The following is a 17,703-nucleotide window of genomic DNA, read 5'->3' on the forward strand; positions in this document are numbered from 1 at the left end:
AGTTTAGTGACTTCTACAGCTAAAGCCGCGACTGCGCGTCGTGTAGTTTTTCCCTTTACAGCAATCGTCGGTCAGGAAGAAATGAAACTGGCTTTGCTATTGAACGTGATTGACCCAAAAATTGGTGGTGTCATGATTATGGGCGATCGCGGTACTGGCAAATCTACCACAATTCGCGCCTTGGCTGACCTCCTACCAGAAATTCCTGTGGTGGCAAATGACCCCTTCAATAGTCACCCCAGTGATCCAGAATTGATGAGTGATGAGGTGCGTACAGCTTTTCTGAATGGGGAAAATATTCCCCTAGCTCAACAGAAAGTTCAGATGGTTGATTTACCCCTAGGGGCTACGGAAGACCGGGTTTGCGGTACTATCGACATTGAAAAAGCCCTATCTGAAGGTGTAAAAGCTTTTGAACCAGGTTTGTTGGCAAAGGCAAATCGTGGCATTCTTTACGTAGATGAAGTCAATCTCCTTGATGATCACCTAGTTGACGTTCTTCTCGATTCTGCCGCTAGTGGTTGGAACACCGTAGAACGGGAAGGTATTTCTATCCGTCACCCTGCAAGATTTGTCCTTGTCGGTTCTGGTAACCCGGAGGAAGGAGAATTACGTCCCCAGTTGCTGGATCGGTTTGGAATGCACGCAGAAATTCACACTGTCAAAGAACCCCCCCTACGGGTACAAATTGTGGAGCAGCGTTCGGAATTTGACCAAAATCCCCATGCTTTCCTAGAGCAGTATCAAAGTAAACAGGAAGAACTGCAACAAACCATCATCAACGCTCAACAACTTTTACCCTCCGTCACCCTCGACTACGATCTCCGGGTAAAAATCTCGGAAGTCTGTTCGGAAATGGATGTAGACGGATTACGCGGTGATATTGTCACCAACCGAGCGGCTAAGGCGATCGCCGCTTTTGAAGGACGTACAGAAGTTACCATTGATGATATTCGTCGTGTTATCACCCTATGTCTGCGTCATCGACTGCGTAAGGATCCACTAGAATCCATCGATTCTGGTTACAAAGTCGAAAAAGCTTTTGCCAGAGTCTTTGGTGTGGAACTTTCAGAAGACTCCGCAGCTGCCAATGGTACCGGACAAAAAGCTACAGCTGGTAGGTAATAAATTTCTGGTAGAACTCAGTTAAAAGGGAAGGAGATGAAAACAGACAAATTTATTGGACTGATCCGTTTGGTGTAACATTCCGCTTCACCCACCCCTAGCAACCTTTCAGACTCAACGAAAAGACTCTAAACGGTCGGGTGCAAGTGGATTATTAGGCTTCTTTTGCCACCGACTGAAAATCCAGAATTTTGGAATATAGACTGTCCACAGATTCTTGTGCGAAAATTTCGTCCTTCAGTTTAAGGTAGTCACCTCCCCTGAGATTACAGGTTGCCCAAAATCGAGCGACCTCAAATGTCTCCATGTGGGCTAAAAGAACTTTTAGCCCTTACTGTAAAATTGATTCTTCACTCTTCATCTGAATCATTGTTGCTAATCTCCAAAACGAAATCGACCAGATGTAGTGACTTTCATTGCCAAGCTTGAACATCGATGTAATGATCCGTTTGTCGCAAGTCATGAAGTAGTCGTTATTGCTTGCTTCAGCAAAAGCAACGTGTAATATATCAATCGCTTTCACTCTAATTGCTGATCTCACTACCTAATCGCTTCATCAATCTCCCGTCGCGATCGCGCCATTTGAAGATATTGACTCATCGCTTCTCGCTTCACTGAATCAGAATTGCGGCTATTTTCATACTCCAGTACAGAGGAGCCAATCAGTTCGATGCCTTGTACCCTAATTGTTTGGAAGATAACTATAACTGCTTACGTCTCCAAAAAATTTTGGATTGTGTTTGTTCATCCAAAGGACGATTATAAGCGCTAGTATCTAAATATACTTTCTTCCTGAGAACGAAACTTTCAGGAGTGGTGACATTCTATCTCCTTGAAAACGTAAATAAAGGTAGAAGCAATTGCTGAATTTGGGGTATCTTGTGGAAAATTTGATGAAATATATTAATCGCCATCGTCAACGAATTGAACTCATTATTGAGCTTATTTTTTTAACAGCCTTATTTATATTGGGAATCTTTCTGGATTATATCGCAGCAGCTTCCTTGTTCTGGCAATTTTATCTGTTTATGGCTGTTCTAGCATTACTTTTACTTTTGCCAGTATACTTAGTATCTCGGCGCAAACAAGAATTGTGGCTTTTTCTTGGTTTCAATATCAGTCTCTTAGCTCTGCAATTTGTGACTATCAACCCTCGAAAACCCTTCGTCAAGTTCTATTTAGATATTAAAAACGATATGACAATTGAAGATGTACAAAGCTTATTTAATCAACGTTTTCCTAAAGGAGGAAGATTTCCTCAACCGGAATGGACAATAAGAGATGAAACTACTGCTGATGCTGAAAATCACCAACTTAACGGGAGGACGTTTATAGCTAAACCTAATCAGAATCTACAGTACATTCTTGACCCTAATGATGGTCGTTATAATGCAGAATGGGTGATTGTCTATCTTAAAGATGGCAAGGTGGTAGGAACTAATTACTCGCCAGATTGATGGGTGGGAAAAAGCGCAAACCTTTGAGAGTTAGAGGTTAAACCAATGAGACGAATTGCAATCGCCCAAAATACCATCCAAATCCTTCCATAATGTCTGTTTTTATCCTTGCTAGCCTTTTGCTTCTAAGTAATTTCCGTTTATGACATTTGGGGTTGGGGAAGGTGGGTTCAAAGGAACTGGATTTTATCTCAACCTGTTTAACCGTTTAACCTGAACTCAGGGTAGATTAATATTTAGTGGTTAATCAGCATTTATTACTTACCACTTCAGGCTGAATATGAGATATTGGCATTTTTGGTTTAACACTCTGGTTTTATCAAGTCAGTACAACCCACCCCGATTTGTTGAACTGTTGATGTTAATGTTGGCGATCGCCATGTTGGTTGTTGCTACCATCTACCCTGGAGACACACCATTTTTAATTCTGGCTTTAAGTTTGGTTGTCGGAGCATCCTTTTCTATCCTTGTCAGGGAGGCGATCGCTCCCTCACCCCAAACGCGCATCACTCAAATAACTGCTTTATTTTTACTCATCATCAGCATCTACGGTTTCGCCGATTTAATCAAAACCCTGTGAAATATCCACATAATCCCCCTAATTCCACCCTCGCATTTCCACCAACTCAATACATAAATCATTAATCCGAGCTAAATCTGGCTTCTCTGGTAAGGTTGAATTCCTATATACCTGCTCCATTTCCTGCATCAAATTCTCTGCCATTGCCATCACTTCCTCATAGGAATATTCACCCCGAAGAATTGCCCGCAAATCATCCGCGTCTCCTGCAACCCTTCTATCAACAATTAGCTCTCCAGTCTGCAAAATTTCCACGCCACTGCGTAATAAACGAATGCAGTGCATCCCATGCTTTAAGTCAAACCCTGACTTTCTTTCCATTTCCGCTCTGACTGGATTACGATTTTCCTGCCAAGCAACAAATGCTTTCCACTCTCGCAATGCACCTTGGTAACTTTGACTTTTTTGCAGCAAGCGGATAAAGTCTTTGCGTCCATGGGTAAGTTGTTGTGTGTACTCCAGAGTGTTGTCAGGTAAAGTATACTGCTTCAAAATTCCTTTAAAATCAATATCTCCAGTTAATAACTGGTACAGTTTTTCTTCTTCTGCTAAAAATTCAATTTTGCCGCGAATTAAGTTATATAAATACTCCAAAAAAGCATTTAATTCTTCTTTACTTAAAACTGTTTCTTCCCCAATCCCAAAATCCGAGGGTAATGGCTTTTTCTCAGGAGGATGCAATAACCACTTGCGATGGGTTTCCATTTTCTTAATTTGAGCAAAAGCATAACCCGAATAGGTATGCTTAACTTTTTTACTAAAAAATAATTGCCTCTGCTCAATTAAATATTTCCCTTCTGCCGTCAAAACTGGATAATTCCCCAACCAAAGCAGTTCTAAAACGTTAGGATTTGCTCCAGATAGCAAGTGAATAATTTTTTTTAATTCGTAAATTACCGTATCTTTATTCCCATCCAAAAACTGAAAGATTCCTGGTTCATCCCAACCACTGTCTTTCTGCTCAATATTATCAAAACCTAAATAATATTCTTTCGGCGCAATAAAAATACCTCGATAATCATAATCAGATTCGGGACGGTTTAAACCGTAACCATGACTACCAGCTAAACCAATTAAAATACTTCTGCTCTCAACTAAAATTCTTTTCATTCAGTCACAATATTTCTTCCCAAAAATAAAAGTATCTACCAGGAGTTTGACGGATGAACAATTAGGAATTCTCCTAATTACCTATTATTCTCCACTTCTTCCATGGGCTGTAATTATATAAATAATTGTAAAAAAAATATCTCAAAAAATAAGTTTTCTCAGCAGTTTTTCATGAATGATTGCCATACTTGAGGGGTCAACACCCTCTAGACCAAGTACCTAAATTCTGCTATGTCAATTATAGGTTCTCCAGTTTCAACCTGCCGTTTCTGTCGCTACTATACCCCCCTAGGGCAGCGTGGCGGTAACTGTCAATTATTAAGTGCTAATGTCAATTCTAGATGGAAAGCCTGCGCTTTTTCTGAGCCGCATTTTATCCCTTCTTGTACAAATACGGGAAATCTTCGTCGTTTTGAACCCGCAATTACCAGTATTTGAACAATAAGCTCAAGAAGTGAAAATTCTTTCCATCGGCAAATTATTTAATATATTTTTTTTCAAAAACCCGGTTTGAGAAAAGAACCGGGCTTTTATTTATACCATACCGCCAGCAGCTTGAAAACGAGCGCGGGCACGCTTAAATGCTTGGGTCGCTTGAATTTGAGCCTGTCTGTCCCCAGGGGCTACCTGGTTGAGCTTGGTTTGAGCTTGGTTGAACTCAGTGCGAGCTTCTTCGAGATTGATAGAGTCACCTCTTTCAGCCGCATTCACGAGAATTGTGACTTCATTCTCTTCAACTTCCGCAAAACCACCCATGAGGGCGATCGCCACCCACTTTTCATTTTTACCTGCACGCACGCGCATCACGCCTGCATCCAAGGCGCTCAATAGGGGAGCGTGACCAGTTAAGATACCCAGTTGACCGGTCGTGCTAGGCAGAACGACTTCCTCAGCTGCGGCATCCCAGATGGTTTTACCTGGAGAAATTACACGAACGGTTAAAGTCATAACTTTTTCTTAGGAGTCAACAGTTAAGAGTGGGGAGTCAGATAGAGTTGCAATTCATATTCTTTGACTCACTACTCAGATGAAATTGAGTGCCAAGTCACTTCTCAGTTCTCAGCACTCAACACTAATTAGCCTTTGAGTTTTTCTGCTTTGGCGATCGCTTCGTTAATATCACCAACCATGTAGAATGCCTGTTCTGGCAATTCATCCAATTCACCACCAAGAATCATCTTGAAGCCTTTGATGGTATCTTCCAATTTGACGTATTTACCAGGAGAACCGGTGAATACTTCTGCCACGAAGAACGGTTGAGACAAGAAACGCTCAATTTTCCGCGCCCGTGCTACTGTCAGACGGTCATCTTCAGACAACTCATCCAAACCGAGAATCGCAATAATATCTTGCAGTTCTTTGTAACGCTGTAGGGTTGCTTGTACTGCCCGTGCTGTATCGTAGTGAGCATCACCCACAATATTCGGTTGCAACATGGTAGAAGTTGAACCGAGGGGATCCACAGCCGGATAAATACCCTTCGCAGCCAAACCACGAGATAGTACAGTAGTACCATCCAAGTGAGCAAAGGTGGTAGCAGGTGCGGGGTCGGTTAAGTCATCCGCAGGTACGTATACAGCTTGAATGGAGGTAATGGAACCTTCATTAGTAGAAGTGATTCGCTCTTGCAACTCACCCACGTCAGTACCCAAAGTGGGCTGATAACCTACCGCAGAGGGCATCCGACCTAATAACGCTGATACTTCCGAACCTGCTTGTACAAATCGGAAGATATTGTCAATAAATAACAGTACGTCCTGCTTGTTGACATCGCGGAAGTACTCAGCCATGGTCAAGCCAGACAAACCAACCCGCATTCTTGCACCGGGTGGCTCGTTCATCTGACCGTATACCAGAGCAATCTTGGACTCATTGAGGTTGTCTTTGTTGATAACCCCAGATTCAATCATTTCGTTGTAGAGGTCATTCCCTTCACGGGTACGCTCACCTACACCAGCGAATACAGACACACCACCGTGTTCTGTTGCGATGTTGTTAATCAACTCCATCATAATAACGGTCTTGCCTACGCCGGCACCGCCGAACAGACCAATCTTACCGCCACGACGGTAAGGAGTTAGCAAGTCCACAACCTTGATTCCAGTCTCGAATACCGAGGGTTTGGTTTCTAGTTCTGTGAGTTTTGGCGCAGCACGGTGAATCGGCGAAGTTTCGCTGTTGTTAACCGGACCTCTGTTGTCTACGGGTTCACCCAAGACGTTAAAAATTCGTCCTAGAGTCGCCTTACCAACGGGTACACTGATGGGAGCGCCAGTATCAACAGCTTCCATCCCACGGACTAAGCCATCGGTTGTACTCATTGATACTGCACGTACTTGGTTATCACCCAGCAGTTGCTGCACTTCGCAGGTAACTGAGACTTTTTGTCCGGCTTGGTTAGAGCCTGTGACGGTCAAAGCGTTGTAGATTTGTGGCATTTTACCGCCAGGGAATTTAACGTCTACAACCGGACCAATGATTTGAGTAATGTAGCCTATGTTTGTTTTTTCTGCGGTGGTGACCATGCTGGGACCTATTGATTGAAGCTATATTTCAGATAGGGTCGTAAGAGACATAAGTTTAAGCAATGTCACTTTTCAGATTAGCACTGAACGACCCCTCTCTTCGTCATAATATTGATTATGAAGACTAATGCTGGGGGATCAAGAGTAGGATACACTTTTATGGCACTTCTAGGGGAATTGTTGCCAGTTTTTTTTTGATTTTCCTATTCTCAAGCCATAGGAGCAGAACCTGGGAAGCACACAAAAACGCAGCCAGAAACGATATCCAGGGGAGTAGAGAATCGGCTTTTACCCCATTTTGCTTCTTGGAGAAGGGATGATTTCTGTGACTGTGTAGAGAGCCAAGCATTAAGGTTAAGCCTTGTATGGTGTTCTCCCATCTGTTGTACTTTGCCAGAAAAGCTATATCGCTGACCACTAAGCATTAACTCTTGGGGAAATAAGTAATTGAGATGGTGAAGAGAGGCAGTCATTCAGCCTGAGAGCTGAATAATTCTAGGGTAGCAAAAAAAAAGCTGCGCCTGCTTTGCCAGACACAGCAATTAACCTAAACCAAACGGAGAGAAAACTAGAATTTTTTTGTAACAAAGGTATATTTCTGTTGCGGCTGGAGAAAATGTATCAAATACAATATTTTCTTTTAGCTAATTCACAAATTTCAGAAGATATCTCTTGTTGAATGTGATTCTTTTTTTCTTGCCGATATACTTAAGTAGTTTAGCTGCGATTCATGGCTATTCGCCAGGGTTTATACTGATATTTACATAATGATTAAATATCCACTGACCCATCAGAAATGCCCATAAATACTCAAATGCATATAGCTGATGAGTTTCAAGGATATTTTTGCTGTATAGAGAGAATAAAATTTTATAAACTTACCAAAATACTTTAATTTCTACTTATATAACTTCATCATTTCTTGTGGAAATATATCTCTAGAATTTACTAATTTGTTAGAAAGTCATGTTAAAAAAATTGCTTTCCCTACAACTAGCAGAGAAAGCAGAACCATGCCATTTCACTTTGCATATTAGATTCACGGGCAAAATAGATGATTCCGCAAAGGGTATCACGGGTTTAAGATGGATGTAAGCGTCATACCATTGAAGATGGGTTAAATCCAGATTTTGTAAGGATTTGCTTTTGATGTCGCTCTTCCAGTGAATTTGGCAGAAAAAGCCTGCATTGGTAGCATTTACAAAGCTGAAGAGAGCTTTCCCATCTTGCTCTCCTGGCTTTTGTCAGAATCTTGTGTTCCTCCATTTTTAGCATTTGCCCATGAATACATCATCAGCACGACAGTATTTTTCCCAAGAGATTAACCAACCTGATGAATATATTGACTTGGCAAGGGCAGCTTTATATATTGCTCAAGAAGAGTATCCGGGTTTGGATTTGGAAGAATATTTGAATGCTTTGGATACTATGGCAATGGAGGTTGAGGAGCGTTTACCAAGGGAACGGTATCCTCTGCGAGTAATTCAAACACTAAATAAGTATTTATACGAGGAATTAAGTTTTTCTGGCAATAAAGATAACTATTATGACCCACGTAATAGTTTTCTCAATCAGGTAATTGAGCGTCGTTTAGGGATTCCGATTTCTTTGGCGCTTGTGTATCTAGAATTAGCTCGTCGGATAGATTTTCCGATGGTGGGAATAGGGATGCCGGGGCATTTTTTAATCCGTCCAGATGTTCCAGATATTGAGTTGTTTGTGGATGCGTTTAATCATGGTGAGGTGATGTTTCCCCAGGATTGTCAGAACCGTTTATCACAAATTTATCAACAACCTGTAACCTTGCAACCAGAATATTTAGCATCTGTGAGTAATCGTCAGTTTTTAGGACGAATGTTAACGAATTTAAAATATATTTATTTGAATCAAAAACAGTTAGAGAAGTCTTTAGATGCGGTAGAACGGATTTTAATTTTGTTTCCTGATATACCTTTAGAAGTGCGCGATCGCGGTTTATTGAATTACCAACTAGGTAGATTTTCCTTGGCTGCCAATGATATAGAAACCTATCTTACCCAACTTCCCCATGCTCAGGATGCTCCGGTGCTCAGAAGGTTACTTAGCCAATTAGGTAGGAAGCAGTAGGGAAAAAGGGTTTTGCAAAAGGTAGGGAAACTTAGTCTACAAATATCAAACTTCTGAATCTAAAATCTGCCATGCGATCGCCATCATTACGTTTTTTGATATACCTAGAGTGGCTACTCTTGGCAATTGTTGCGGTAAGTGAGATTCCTCAGTGGCAAATTCCCCAATTACCTCGTCTTCCCCTACTGAATCTTATTGCTTTAGGATTATTTACCTTACTGGGATTGCGATTACCAGCCCGTTCTTTTAGTAAATTACTATACACTATTCTCGAAATTGCTCTGATTCACTTGGTTGCCTATGTGGGAGGTATACGACTTTTTCAATTACTCTATATAGTTTTTGTGATTCGTAATTGCCTGCTATTCTCAGGATACCGCCGCTCAGGATTTACTTTGTTAGTTTTTATCCTGTGTATTCTGACTCAATGGCATCGGTTTCAATATTTTGATGTGCCCATCAACCCGATCATTGCTCAAAGATGGAGCATAATTGTTGTGAGTATTGGCGTTCTTGTGGGGCTAGTGATGTTATTTTTACAACTCCTAGTTAATGCTCTACTCCAGCTTGCCACTGCTAACGATAGACTGCGACAATATGCTTTAAAAATTGAAGATATCGCCACATTACAAGAGCGTAACCGGATTGCTCGTGATATTCACGACTCCCTAGGACATTCTCTGACTGTATTAAATTTACATTTGGAAGCCGCAATCAGATTACTACCCACCGCACCGGAAGAAACCCAGGAATTGCTACAAGAAGCGAAGCAAGTTGGGAGTCATGCACTGCAAGAAGTTCGTCAATCTGTAGCTGCGATGCGCTCCGATCCTTTACGAGGAAAACAATTCAGTCAGGCGATCGCCAATCTCATCTCTGATTTTCAACGCTCTACAGGTATATCCCCTAACTATAACTATCAAATCAACACAGCTATTTCCCAGGATGTCAAAACCGCTATCTATCGCTTAGTGCAAGAGTCATTGACAAATATATCTAAATATGCGTCGGCGACAGAAGTTAATATTTATCTCCAAAGTCATCCCAATCTTCAAGTCACTATTACAGATAACGGTAGCGGATTTGACTCTCGTCTCAACACCACAGGTTTTGGTATTCAGGGAATGCGTGAACGAGTTCTAGCCCTCTCTGGTCAATTTATACTAGTATCATCCCCTGGTAAAGGTTGCCAAATTACTGCAATTTTTCCTCTAACGGAAATGGGGAATAGCTGACAGCAAATCCATTTTCTCCTTAACCTTTCATCTTTCTAAACATAATGATTCGCATCTTGCTAGTCGATGATCAAAATCTTATTCGTCGGGGAATGAAAGCATTACTCAAATCTGACGGAGAATTGGCAATAGTTGGAGAAGCAGAAAACGGGAAGGAAGCAATTTCTCTGGTAGAATCTTTGCGACCAGATGTTATCTTGATGGATATTCGGATGCCAATAATGGATGGTGTGGCAGCAACCCAGGAAATTTCTCAACGTTTTCCCGAAGCTAAAGTGCTGGTACTGACAACTTTTGATGACGAAGAATATGTTACCCAAGCAATGCGAAATGGAGCATCTGGGTATTTATTGAAAGATACACCCTTTGAAGAGTTAACCCAAGCGATTCGTTTAGTTGATAAAGGTTATACTCAATTAGGTCCAGGAATTGCCAATAAAATCACCTCGAAAATATTTACCTCCGTACCCTCTCCAGATGTGTCCGTAGATTTAACACCGAGGGAGAAAGAAATTTTACAAATGATTGCCCAAGGTGCTAGTAATCGGGAAATTGCTCAAGCTTTGTTTATTTCCGAAAAGACAGTCCGTAACCATGTGACTAATATTTTAAGTCGCTTGGGATTGCGCGATCGCACTCAAGCCGCAATTTATTTTCACTCCCATCTTGAGCATCTTGTTTCCGAAAATCACCGAGAAGTTGATTAATTGAGATACTTTCTGAAGTGTCAATTTAGTTGCATAATAATTGCAGTAATTGAGAAATTTGGTATTTACTATATGATGAGTGCTTTACGACGAAAAATTAGTGCTTTAAAACATCGTATCTTGTTATTTATGGGATTAGATTTATATCTTGACTCACCAGATAGGACAATTTTAGAACAAGAAATTATCCCCTATTTTAGGGATTTGTCAGAATTTCATAAAATTCTTTTTGTTGGTTGTGATTGGTACACAACATCTTACAAAAAACTTCTAAAAAATAAGGAATACTGGACAATTGAAATTGACCCCAAAAAACGACAATATGGCTCAGACAAACATATAGTAGATGGTATTCAAAATCTGAGCCTTCATATAGAGCCAGGGTACTTTGATTTAATTTTTTTTAATGGTGTTTTTGGCTTTGGTCTGAATACAAAGGATGATACAGATAAAGCATTTCAAGCATATTTTGATGCCTTAAGAACACGAGGAGTTTTAGTATTTGGCTGGAATGATATTTCCGAATACAAACCATTTGCTGTTTTAGAAGAATGCGATAATTTGCAAAAGTTTCAAAGCTATACTTTTCCTCCCCTCAACACCTCTCACTATTTAACACCGGAAACTCCATTGAGACATACATTTGATTTTTTTGTGAAAAACATTTGATAGAAAGCTTGGAAATTTGTTAGCTGATTGGAAAAATTGCTGCCATACCACAGTGGCGATTTGATGCAGTGGCATGAAAAAGGTGGACATTTCTGCCCACCCTTGTATTTATCAAATCAGAATATTAGGAATTAACCCAATACTTTCTTGGCTGTTGCTAAAACGTTTTCAACAGTAAAGCCAAATTTCTCCATACAAGTACCACCGGGAGCGGAAGCACCAAATCTATCGATGCTCACAGTTGCACCTTCGATACCGATGTACTTGTGCCAACCGAAGCTGACACCAGCTTCTACAGATACACGCTTGGTGACTGCCTTGGGTAATACAGACTCTTGGTAAGCTGCGTCTTGGGCTTCAAATAAGTCTACAGAAGGCATGGAAACCACACGTACTTTCTTACCTTCGGCTGTGAGTTTTTCTGCCGCAGTTACACAGAGACTTAACTCAGAACCTGTACCAATCAAAATAATATCAGGTGTGCCTTGACAATCTACTACTGCATATGCTCCCTTGGTGACACCTTCAATTGATGTACCTGCTAAGTTGGGGAGATTTTGCCGAGAGAATGCTAATAAACTGGGTGCATTTTCCTTCGCTCTGGCGATCGCCACCTTGTAAGCACCAGAACACTCAGTACCATCGGCGGGACGAAGCACTGTTAAGTTAGGAATTGCCCGGAGGGAAGCCAAAGTTTCCACTGGTTGGTGGGTAGGACCATCTTCACCCTGTCCGATGGAATCATGGGTCATAACCCAGATGGATCCAGCTTGGGACAAAGCAGACAGACGAATTGCTGCCCGCATATAGTCAGTGAAAATCAAGAAGGTTGCACCGTAGGGGATTAATCCCGAACCATGGAGAGCCATACCGTTACAGATTGCTCCCATGGCATGTTCCCGCACACCGAAGTGAACGTTACGGTTTTGGTATTGTCCCTTTTGGAAGTCCCCATACCCCTTGATTTCTGTCAAGTTGGAATGGGTTAAGTCGGCTGAACCACCAATTAACTCTGGTAATACTGCTGCTAATTTGTTGAGGCAGGTTTCCGAGTGTTTCCGGGTGGGTAGAGCTTTATCTTCGGCGGTGTAGGTAGGTAATACCTTGTCCCAACCATCGGGGAGTTTGCCACTTACTAAGCGTTCAAATACCGCAGCATCATCAGCGTATTTAGCCTTGTAGTCAGCATAGGTTTTATTCCATTCTGCTTCGTAGCTAGCACCGCGCTCAACTGCTTTCCCCATGTGGCTGAGAACATCCTGGGGTACTACAAAGGGTTCGTATTCCCAATTGAGATTTTGGCGAGTCAGGGCGATTTCATCAGCACCTAAAGCTGCACCATGAACCCCAGCAGTATTTTGCTTATTGGGGGAACCATAACCAATAGTAGTGGTAACTTTAATCATGGTGGGCTTATCGGTGACAGCTTTTGCTGCTTCGATTGCCTTGGCGATCGCGGCTAAATCAGTATTACCTTCGGGTACATGAAGAACATGCCAACCATAAGCTTCAAAGCGCTTAGAAACATCTTCGGTAAAGGCAACATCGGTGGAACCGTCGATAGAAATATGGTTGTCGTCGTAGAGAGCAATTAATTTACCCAATCCATAATGTCCAGCTAAGGAACAAGCTTCCCCAGAAACCCCTTCCATGTTGCAACCATCACCTAAAATCACGTAGGTGTAATGGTCAACAATTGTGGCATCAGGTTTGTTAAATTTCGCTGCTAGATGGGCTTCAGCCATTGCCAAACCCACAGCATTTGCAATACCCTGTCCTAGTGGTCCGGTAGTTACTTCTACACCAGCTGTTTCAAAGTTCTCAGGGTGTCCAGGGGTTCTGGAATTCCACTGCCGGAACTGCTTAATATCTTCAATGGTGACGCTGTCGTAACCCGTCAAATAAAGCAGGGCATACTGCAACATACAGCCGTGACCAGCAGACAAAACAAAGCGATCGCGGTTAAACCATTTCGGGTTTTTGGGGTTAAACCGCATAAACTGATCGAACAGCACAAACGCCATTGGCGCTGCGCCCATAGGTAGACCTGGGTGACCAGACTTAGCTTTTTCTACCGCATCAACCGCTAGAAAGCGAATTGAGTTAATACAAAGTTCTTCAAGGGTTTGGGTTGCAGTTGCCATAATCTCTTGTTTTTAACGACGGGTTAGCACTCTTTGAGCTTCTGTTGGTATTGCCAAGCAATATCCTCATCATCATCCCATTGCAGCTTGTTGAGCGACAAGCCACACGATTGAGTATTTTTTATGGAGATTCAGAATTTATTGTAGGTGGGATTATCCCTCAATATCAGTTCTCAGAGGGACGAAACAAATGCTTGTGTCTTGTAACAACACCGACAAATAAGGGAGGGGGAATAGGTAATGGGTAATGGGGAATAGGGTTTAGGGAAGAGTTGACAGAAAAATATCTGCCTTCTGAACCCGGACTTTTCCTGATTCACTACCTGATTTTAACGATATTTCTTAAAGGCAAGGGTGACATTATGACCACCGAAACCAAAGGAATTGGACAGGGCAACCTCAATTACTTGAGATCGACTGGTATGGGGGACATAATCTAGGTCACAGGCTGCATCTGGATTTTCTAAATTAATTGTCGGGGGGATGTGGTCATTGGCGATCGCCAATACAGTTGCCACTGCTTCAATCCCACCAGAACCACCCAACAGATGACCTGTCATAGACTTAGTTGAACTGACTGCCACTTTATAAGCCGATTCACCTAAAGCGGCTTTTATCGCTGCGGTTTCGTTAGCATCATTGGCTGGGGTGCTAGTACCATGGGCATTAATATAACTCACCATTTCCGGTGATAATCCCCCATCTTTGAGAGCTAATCTTATGGCTCTGGTGGCACCTTCACCACCGGGAACCGGGGAGGTCATATGGTAAGCGTCACAGGTCATACCGTAGCCAATAATTTCTGCGTAGATGCGCGCACCACGGCTCTTAGCGTATTCCAACTCTTCTAAAATTAAAATTCCCGCCCCTTCCCCCATTACAAAGCCATCTCGGTCTTTGTCAAAGGGACGACAAGCATGGGTAGGGTCATCGTTACGGAAAGACAAAGCCCTTGCCGCCGCAAAACCGGCTACAGACAGGGGTGTAATTGCTGCTTCCGTACCACCGCAAATCATTGCCTGGGCGTAACCATTTTGTACCAGACGAAAAGCATCACCAATGGAATTAGAACCAGCAGCACAAGCAGTCACAGAACAGGAATTTGGACCCTTGGCACCAGTATGAATTGCCGTTAATCCTGCTGCCATATTGGCAATCATCATCGGAATCATAAACGGGCTACAACGGTCAGGACCACGGTTGAGATAAACCGTTTGTTGGTCTTCCATGACCTTGATACCACCCACCCCAGAACCAAGAATCACACCGATTTGTTCCGCATTCAAGTCATTAATTTCTAAATCGGCATCTGCGAGAGCTTGCTTGGCTGCGGAAACGCCAAATTGTGCAAACCGATCCATACGCTTGGCATCTTTACGATCCAGGTAATCATGGGGGTCGTAATTTTTGACTTCACCTGCAATTCGACAGGAATGTTGGGAAGCGTCAAAAGCAGTAATTGCGCCAATCCCGTTACGTCCACTAACTAAACCTTCCCAATACTCGGCTGGTGTATTCCCAATGGGTGTAATCGCGCCAACACCAGTGACAACAACGCGTTTACGTATAAAATCTGTCATGACTCAATTCCAAAACACTTGTGAATACTAAGTGATGAGTGCTGAGTTTTTTTGAAAGTCAGATTTAGGAGGGGAAGAGGGGGGAGAAGGAAAAATATCTCCTCACTTTTCTCACCTAAACTGGATTGCTCCTAAAAACTTTTCACTCAGCACTCAGCACTCAGCACTCGTTTATGCGGATGCAGCAACTTTGTCGTTGATATAATCCACTGCTTCTTGAACAGTGGTGATTTTTTCAGCAGCTTCATCAGGAATTTCGATGTCGAATTCTTCTTCCAAAGCCATAACCAGTTCCACCGTGTCCAGGGAATCAGCCCCTAAATCATTGGCAAAATTAGATTGGGGTTTGATGGTATCTGCTTCAACGCTGAGTTGATCAGCCACAATTTTCTTGACTTTTTCAAAAATATCCGCTTGGCTCATAGACAAAATTCCTCAACCAGTTGCTATAACCCGCTCTCAATAGATGACGTGATTTTGAGCATATACATCTTATCGGAAAGCGCGATCGCCCGCATAGCATTCCTAGATTTTCTTGGCAAAAATCCTGACTCCCCACTCATCACTCAAACAAATATGGGGAATTGAAGTAGTTGACAAAAAATCACCTTGGAACAACCTAATTCTCTATTCTCCATCTCTTATCGCCTAGTGATGATAAAACAGTATATGGTCTAGGGCATTTGCTCCCAAATCACGAAACGATATGCTATCCCATAAATTAAAATATGCTTACTACCCTGGTTGCGTTGCTCAGGGTGCCTGTGGAGAACTACATTTATCTACCGTTGCTTTATCTCAAGCTTTGGGGATTGAATTAATTGAGTTGAAAAAAGCAGCTTGTTGTGGTTCCGGTACTTTTAAAGAAGATTCTCAACTATTGGAAGATACTGTCAATGCTCGAAATATTGCCTTGGCGGAGGAATTAAATCTACCTTTGATAACCCATTGCAGCACCTGTCAAGGTGTAATTGGTAGTGTTGATGAAAGACTTAAGGAGAGCCAGGAAAATAATCCTGATTATGTTGGTAAAGTCAACGGGTTACTACAGAAAGAAGGTTGTTTACCCTATCGCGGTAATACAGAAGTTATTCATCTCCTCTACGCGCTAATTAAAGATTATGGTTTGGCAGAAATTAGCGATCGCGTCACTCGCAAATTAACAAACCTCAACTGTGCAGCTTTCTATGGTTGCTATTTACTCCGTGGCAAAAAAACTCTGCGGGAAGATGACCCTTTCAATCCCCAAGCGATGGAAAATATCTTTCGCGCGATCGGTGCAACGCCAATCTATTACCGAGGACGCACCCAATGTTGTGGCTGGCCTCTTTCCAGTTATGCCACCACTGAATCCTTTAAAATGGCGGGTACACATATCCAAGAAGCCATAGAAGCAGGAGCCGACTGTATTGTTACACCTTGCCCCCTATGCCATTTAAATTTGGATTCTCGACAACCAGAGGTGGAAAAGGTCATTGGACGTAAACTAGAATTGCCAATTCTCCACCTACCTCAACTTATTGCCCTAGCTTTAGGCGTAAGTCCCCAAGAATTAGGCTTGAATAGACACATTGTCTCCACAAAACCTGTTCTAGAAAAATTAGGCTTCTGAATATCTACCTATTCCCAACTACGTAGGTAGGCATAAATTAAATGTAAGATAGAACCTAACCCATTTCCTATCTGCCCAGCAGTTCACTACAATAAGAGATTGTGTGTAAATTTCACCGGAGAAAAAAGCAATGTCCCGTCGTTGTCAACTAACAGGCAAAAAAGCCAATAACGCCTTTTCTGTCTCCCACTCTCACCGTCGTACCAAGCGTTTACAAAACGTCAACCTCCAAACCAAGCGCATTTGGTGGTCAGAAGGCAACCGTTGGGTAAAACTGAAAATCTCTACCAAAGCTATTAAAACCCTAGAAACTAAAGGTTTAGTTGCAATGGCAAAAGAAGCCGGTCTCAACCTAAACCACTACTAAGAAAACCTGAAAAATTAGCTAGCTAGGAACCCCAGCTTTTTTGACAGGTTGGGGTTCTGGTTTTTGGCTCTTCAAAGCTCTATGGTTGTGATAAATCCGGGCTACGACCTAGCAACAAGATATTGATTTAGGAAAACTCTCCAAAATGGGGAGTTTTTTTTGTCATCGAAGGAACTACTAGTATTTGAACACACTAATTTTGAGGGGCAAAACAATTGTAGTAGCAGCGTCTCGCTCCCTGTGTACAAAAAGCGGGCAAGCTTACCCTCGAAGGAAGTGAAGGGATGCTCGCAGTCAGCTATCAAAATTAATGGCATAGATACTACCCACAGACGACCCAAATAAAAAACTTTCTTCTCAATGATAAGTTTTGCCAGGGAGGTGGGTAACATAAGCTTACTTTGTTAACGACATCTTCATCAAGCCTTTGCCTGATGCCTAGATATTTTTACAATTTTTCTATGAACCTATGGCAAGATTATTCTT

Annotated in this window: 17 protein-coding genes; 10 read left to right on the top strand and 7 right to left on the bottom strand. The window is 42.2% G+C overall.

The features are described from left to right. The first annotated feature begins 6 nt into the window (after nucleotides 1–6). The 3 genes from bchI to IJ00_RS20395 all read left to right on the top strand — a co-directional run bounded on the left by bchI (nucleotide 7) and on the right by IJ00_RS20395 (nucleotide 3,162). A complete protein-coding gene (bchI, locus tag IJ00_RS20380) occupies nucleotides 7–1,125 on the top strand; it encodes a magnesium chelatase ATPase subunit I (RefSeq protein ID WP_035156108.1) in 1,119 nt (372 codons plus the stop codon). 881 nt (nucleotides 1,126–2,006) lie between these two features. Continuing rightward, entirely contained in the window at nucleotides 2,007–2,582 is a 576-nt protein-coding gene (locus IJ00_RS20390) for a hypothetical protein (RefSeq protein WP_238178373.1), read from the top strand. Nucleotides 2,583–2,862: 280 nt separating this feature from the next. Next, the gene (locus tag IJ00_RS20395) at nucleotides 2,863–3,162 is read left to right on the top strand and encodes a hypothetical protein (RefSeq protein ID WP_035156114.1); all 300 of its coding nucleotides are present in this window, start codon (nucleotides 2,863–2,865) and stop codon (nucleotides 3,160–3,162) included. Between the two features lie 18 nt (nucleotides 3,163–3,180). On the opposite strand, the gene IJ00_RS20400 is transcribed toward IJ00_RS20395, so the two are convergent. Further along, nucleotides 3,181–4,272: a DNA polymerase beta superfamily protein gene (locus IJ00_RS20400; RefSeq protein WP_035156116.1), complete on the bottom strand. Its 1,092-nt coding sequence runs from the start codon at nucleotides 4,270–4,272 to the stop codon at nucleotides 3,181–3,183. A gap of 231 nt (nucleotides 4,273–4,503) precedes the next feature. On the opposite strand from IJ00_RS20400, the gene IJ00_RS29205 reads away from it, so the two are divergent. Further along, nucleotides 4,504–4,710: a hypothetical protein gene (locus IJ00_RS29205; protein ID WP_168163511.1), complete on the top strand. Its 207-nt coding sequence runs from the start codon at nucleotides 4,504–4,506 to the stop codon at nucleotides 4,708–4,710. 96 nt (nucleotides 4,711–4,806) lie between these two features. On the opposite strand, the gene atpC is transcribed toward IJ00_RS29205, so the two are convergent. The 3 genes from atpC to IJ00_RS28490 form a co-directional block, all read right to left on the bottom strand. After that, nucleotides 4,807–5,220, bottom strand: a complete 414-nt coding sequence (gene atpC, locus IJ00_RS20405; protein ID WP_035156119.1) for an ATP synthase F1 subunit epsilon — start codon at nucleotides 5,218–5,220, stop codon at nucleotides 4,807–4,809. Nucleotides 5,221–5,348: 128 nt separating this feature from the next. Further along, entirely contained in the window at nucleotides 5,349–6,797 is a 1,449-nt protein-coding gene (atpD, locus tag IJ00_RS20410; protein ID WP_035156122.1) for a F0F1 ATP synthase subunit beta, read from the bottom strand. Nucleotides 6,798–7,006: 209 nt separating this feature from the next. After that, the gene (locus IJ00_RS28490; protein ID WP_144416063.1) at nucleotides 7,007–7,270 is read right to left on the bottom strand and encodes a hypothetical protein; all 264 of its coding nucleotides are present in this window, start codon (nucleotides 7,268–7,270) and stop codon (nucleotides 7,007–7,009) included. Nucleotides 7,271–8,078: 808 nt separating this feature from the next. Between IJ00_RS28490 and IJ00_RS20420 the strand changes: the two genes are divergently transcribed. From IJ00_RS20420 to IJ00_RS20435, 4 genes are all read left to right on the top strand, one after another. After that, nucleotides 8,079–8,903 carry a SirB1 family protein gene (locus IJ00_RS20420; RefSeq protein ID WP_035156126.1) on the top strand — a complete coding sequence of 275 codons (825 nt, stop codon included), beginning with the start codon at nucleotides 8,079–8,081 and terminating at the stop codon, nucleotides 8,901–8,903. Between the two features lie 71 nt (nucleotides 8,904–8,974). Beyond that, the gene (locus tag IJ00_RS20425; RefSeq protein ID WP_035156128.1) at nucleotides 8,975–10,138 is read left to right on the top strand and encodes a sensor histidine kinase; all 1,164 of its coding nucleotides are present in this window, start codon (nucleotides 8,975–8,977) and stop codon (nucleotides 10,136–10,138) included. Between the two features lie 44 nt (nucleotides 10,139–10,182). Continuing rightward, on the top strand, nucleotides 10,183–10,845 hold the full coding sequence (locus IJ00_RS20430; RefSeq protein WP_035156132.1) for a response regulator transcription factor: 663 nt from the start codon (nucleotides 10,183–10,185) through the stop codon (nucleotides 10,843–10,845). 72 nt (nucleotides 10,846–10,917) lie between these two features. Next, a complete protein-coding gene (locus IJ00_RS20435) occupies nucleotides 10,918–11,514 on the top strand; it encodes a class I SAM-dependent methyltransferase (RefSeq protein WP_046814878.1) in 597 nt (198 codons plus the stop codon). A 131-nt stretch (nucleotides 11,515–11,645) separates the two neighbouring features. Here IJ00_RS20435 and tkt read toward each other — a convergent pair whose 3' ends face one another. From tkt to acpP, 3 genes are all read right to left on the bottom strand, one after another. Further along, nucleotides 11,646–13,658: a transketolase gene (tkt, locus tag IJ00_RS20440; protein ID WP_035156135.1), complete on the bottom strand. Its 2,013-nt coding sequence runs from the start codon at nucleotides 13,656–13,658 to the stop codon at nucleotides 11,646–11,648. A gap of 329 nt (nucleotides 13,659–13,987) precedes the next feature. Then, the gene (gene fabF / locus IJ00_RS20445; RefSeq protein WP_035156138.1) at nucleotides 13,988–15,238 is read right to left on the bottom strand and encodes a beta-ketoacyl-ACP synthase II; all 1,251 of its coding nucleotides are present in this window, start codon (nucleotides 15,236–15,238) and stop codon (nucleotides 13,988–13,990) included. A 171-nt stretch (nucleotides 15,239–15,409) separates the two neighbouring features. Further along, nucleotides 15,410–15,661 (bottom strand): acyl carrier protein, encoded by a 252-nt coding sequence (gene acpP / locus IJ00_RS20450; protein ID WP_035156141.1) that lies wholly within the window; start codon nucleotides 15,659–15,661, stop codon nucleotides 15,410–15,412. A gap of 283 nt (nucleotides 15,662–15,944) precedes the next feature. Between acpP and IJ00_RS20455 the strand changes: the two genes are divergently transcribed. Both IJ00_RS20455 and rpmB read left to right on the top strand, forming a co-directional pair. Further along, entirely contained in the window at nucleotides 15,945–16,850 is a 906-nt protein-coding gene (locus tag IJ00_RS20455) for a CoB--CoM heterodisulfide reductase iron-sulfur subunit B family protein (protein WP_035156143.1), read from the top strand. Between the two features lie 130 nt (nucleotides 16,851–16,980). Then, entirely contained in the window at nucleotides 16,981–17,217 is a 237-nt protein-coding gene (gene rpmB / locus IJ00_RS20460) for a 50S ribosomal protein L28 (protein WP_035156145.1), read from the top strand. The last annotated feature ends 486 nt before the right edge of the window (nucleotides 17,218–17,703 follow it).

The sequence above is a fragment of the Calothrix sp. 336/3 genome (genome assembly GCF_000734895.2).
Classification (GTDB): Bacteria; Cyanobacteriota; Cyanobacteriia; order Cyanobacteriales; family Nostocaceae; genus 336-3.

Coding starts and splice junctions, on each gene's coding strand:
- atpD (WP_035156122.1), bottom strand. CDS start 6,797: ATGGTCACCACCGCAGAAAAAACAAACATAGGCTACATTACTCAAATC.
- IJ00_RS20430 (WP_035156132.1), top strand. CDS start 10,183: ATGATTCGCATCTTGCTAGTCGATGATCAAAATCTTATTCGTCGGGGA.
- IJ00_RS20395 (WP_035156114.1), top strand. CDS start 2,863: ATGAGATATTGGCATTTTTGGTTTAACACTCTGGTTTTATCAAGTCAG.
- rpmB (WP_035156145.1), top strand. CDS start 16,981: ATGTCCCGTCGTTGTCAACTAACAGGCAAAAAAGCCAATAACGCCTTT.
- atpC (WP_035156119.1), bottom strand. CDS start 5,220: ATGACTTTAACCGTTCGTGTAATTTCTCCAGGTAAAACCATCTGGGAT.
- IJ00_RS20425 (WP_035156128.1), top strand. CDS start 8,975: ATGCGATCGCCATCATTACGTTTTTTGATATACCTAGAGTGGCTACTC.
- IJ00_RS29205 (WP_168163511.1), top strand. CDS start 4,504: ATGTCAATTATAGGTTCTCCAGTTTCAACCTGCCGTTTCTGTCGCTAC.
- IJ00_RS20455 (WP_035156143.1), top strand. CDS start 15,945: ATGCTATCCCATAAATTAAAATATGCTTACTACCCTGGTTGCGTTGCT.
- IJ00_RS20435 (WP_046814878.1), top strand. CDS start 10,918: ATGATGAGTGCTTTACGACGAAAAATTAGTGCTTTAAAACATCGTATC.
- acpP (WP_035156141.1), bottom strand. CDS start 15,661: ATGAGCCAAGCGGATATTTTTGAAAAAGTCAAGAAAATTGTGGCTGAT.
- tkt (WP_035156135.1), bottom strand. CDS start 13,658: ATGGCAACTGCAACCCAAACCCTTGAAGAACTTTGTATTAACTCAATT.
- fabF (WP_035156138.1), bottom strand. CDS start 15,238: ATGACAGATTTTATACGTAAACGCGTTGTTGTCACTGGTGTTGGCGCG.
- IJ00_RS20400 (WP_035156116.1), bottom strand. CDS start 4,272: ATGAAAAGAATTTTAGTTGAGAGCAGAAGTATTTTAATTGGTTTAGCT.
- IJ00_RS28490 (WP_144416063.1), bottom strand. CDS start 7,270: ATGACTGCCTCTCTTCACCATCTCAATTACTTATTTCCCCAAGAGTTA.
- IJ00_RS20420 (WP_035156126.1), top strand. CDS start 8,079: ATGAATACATCATCAGCACGACAGTATTTTTCCCAAGAGATTAACCAA.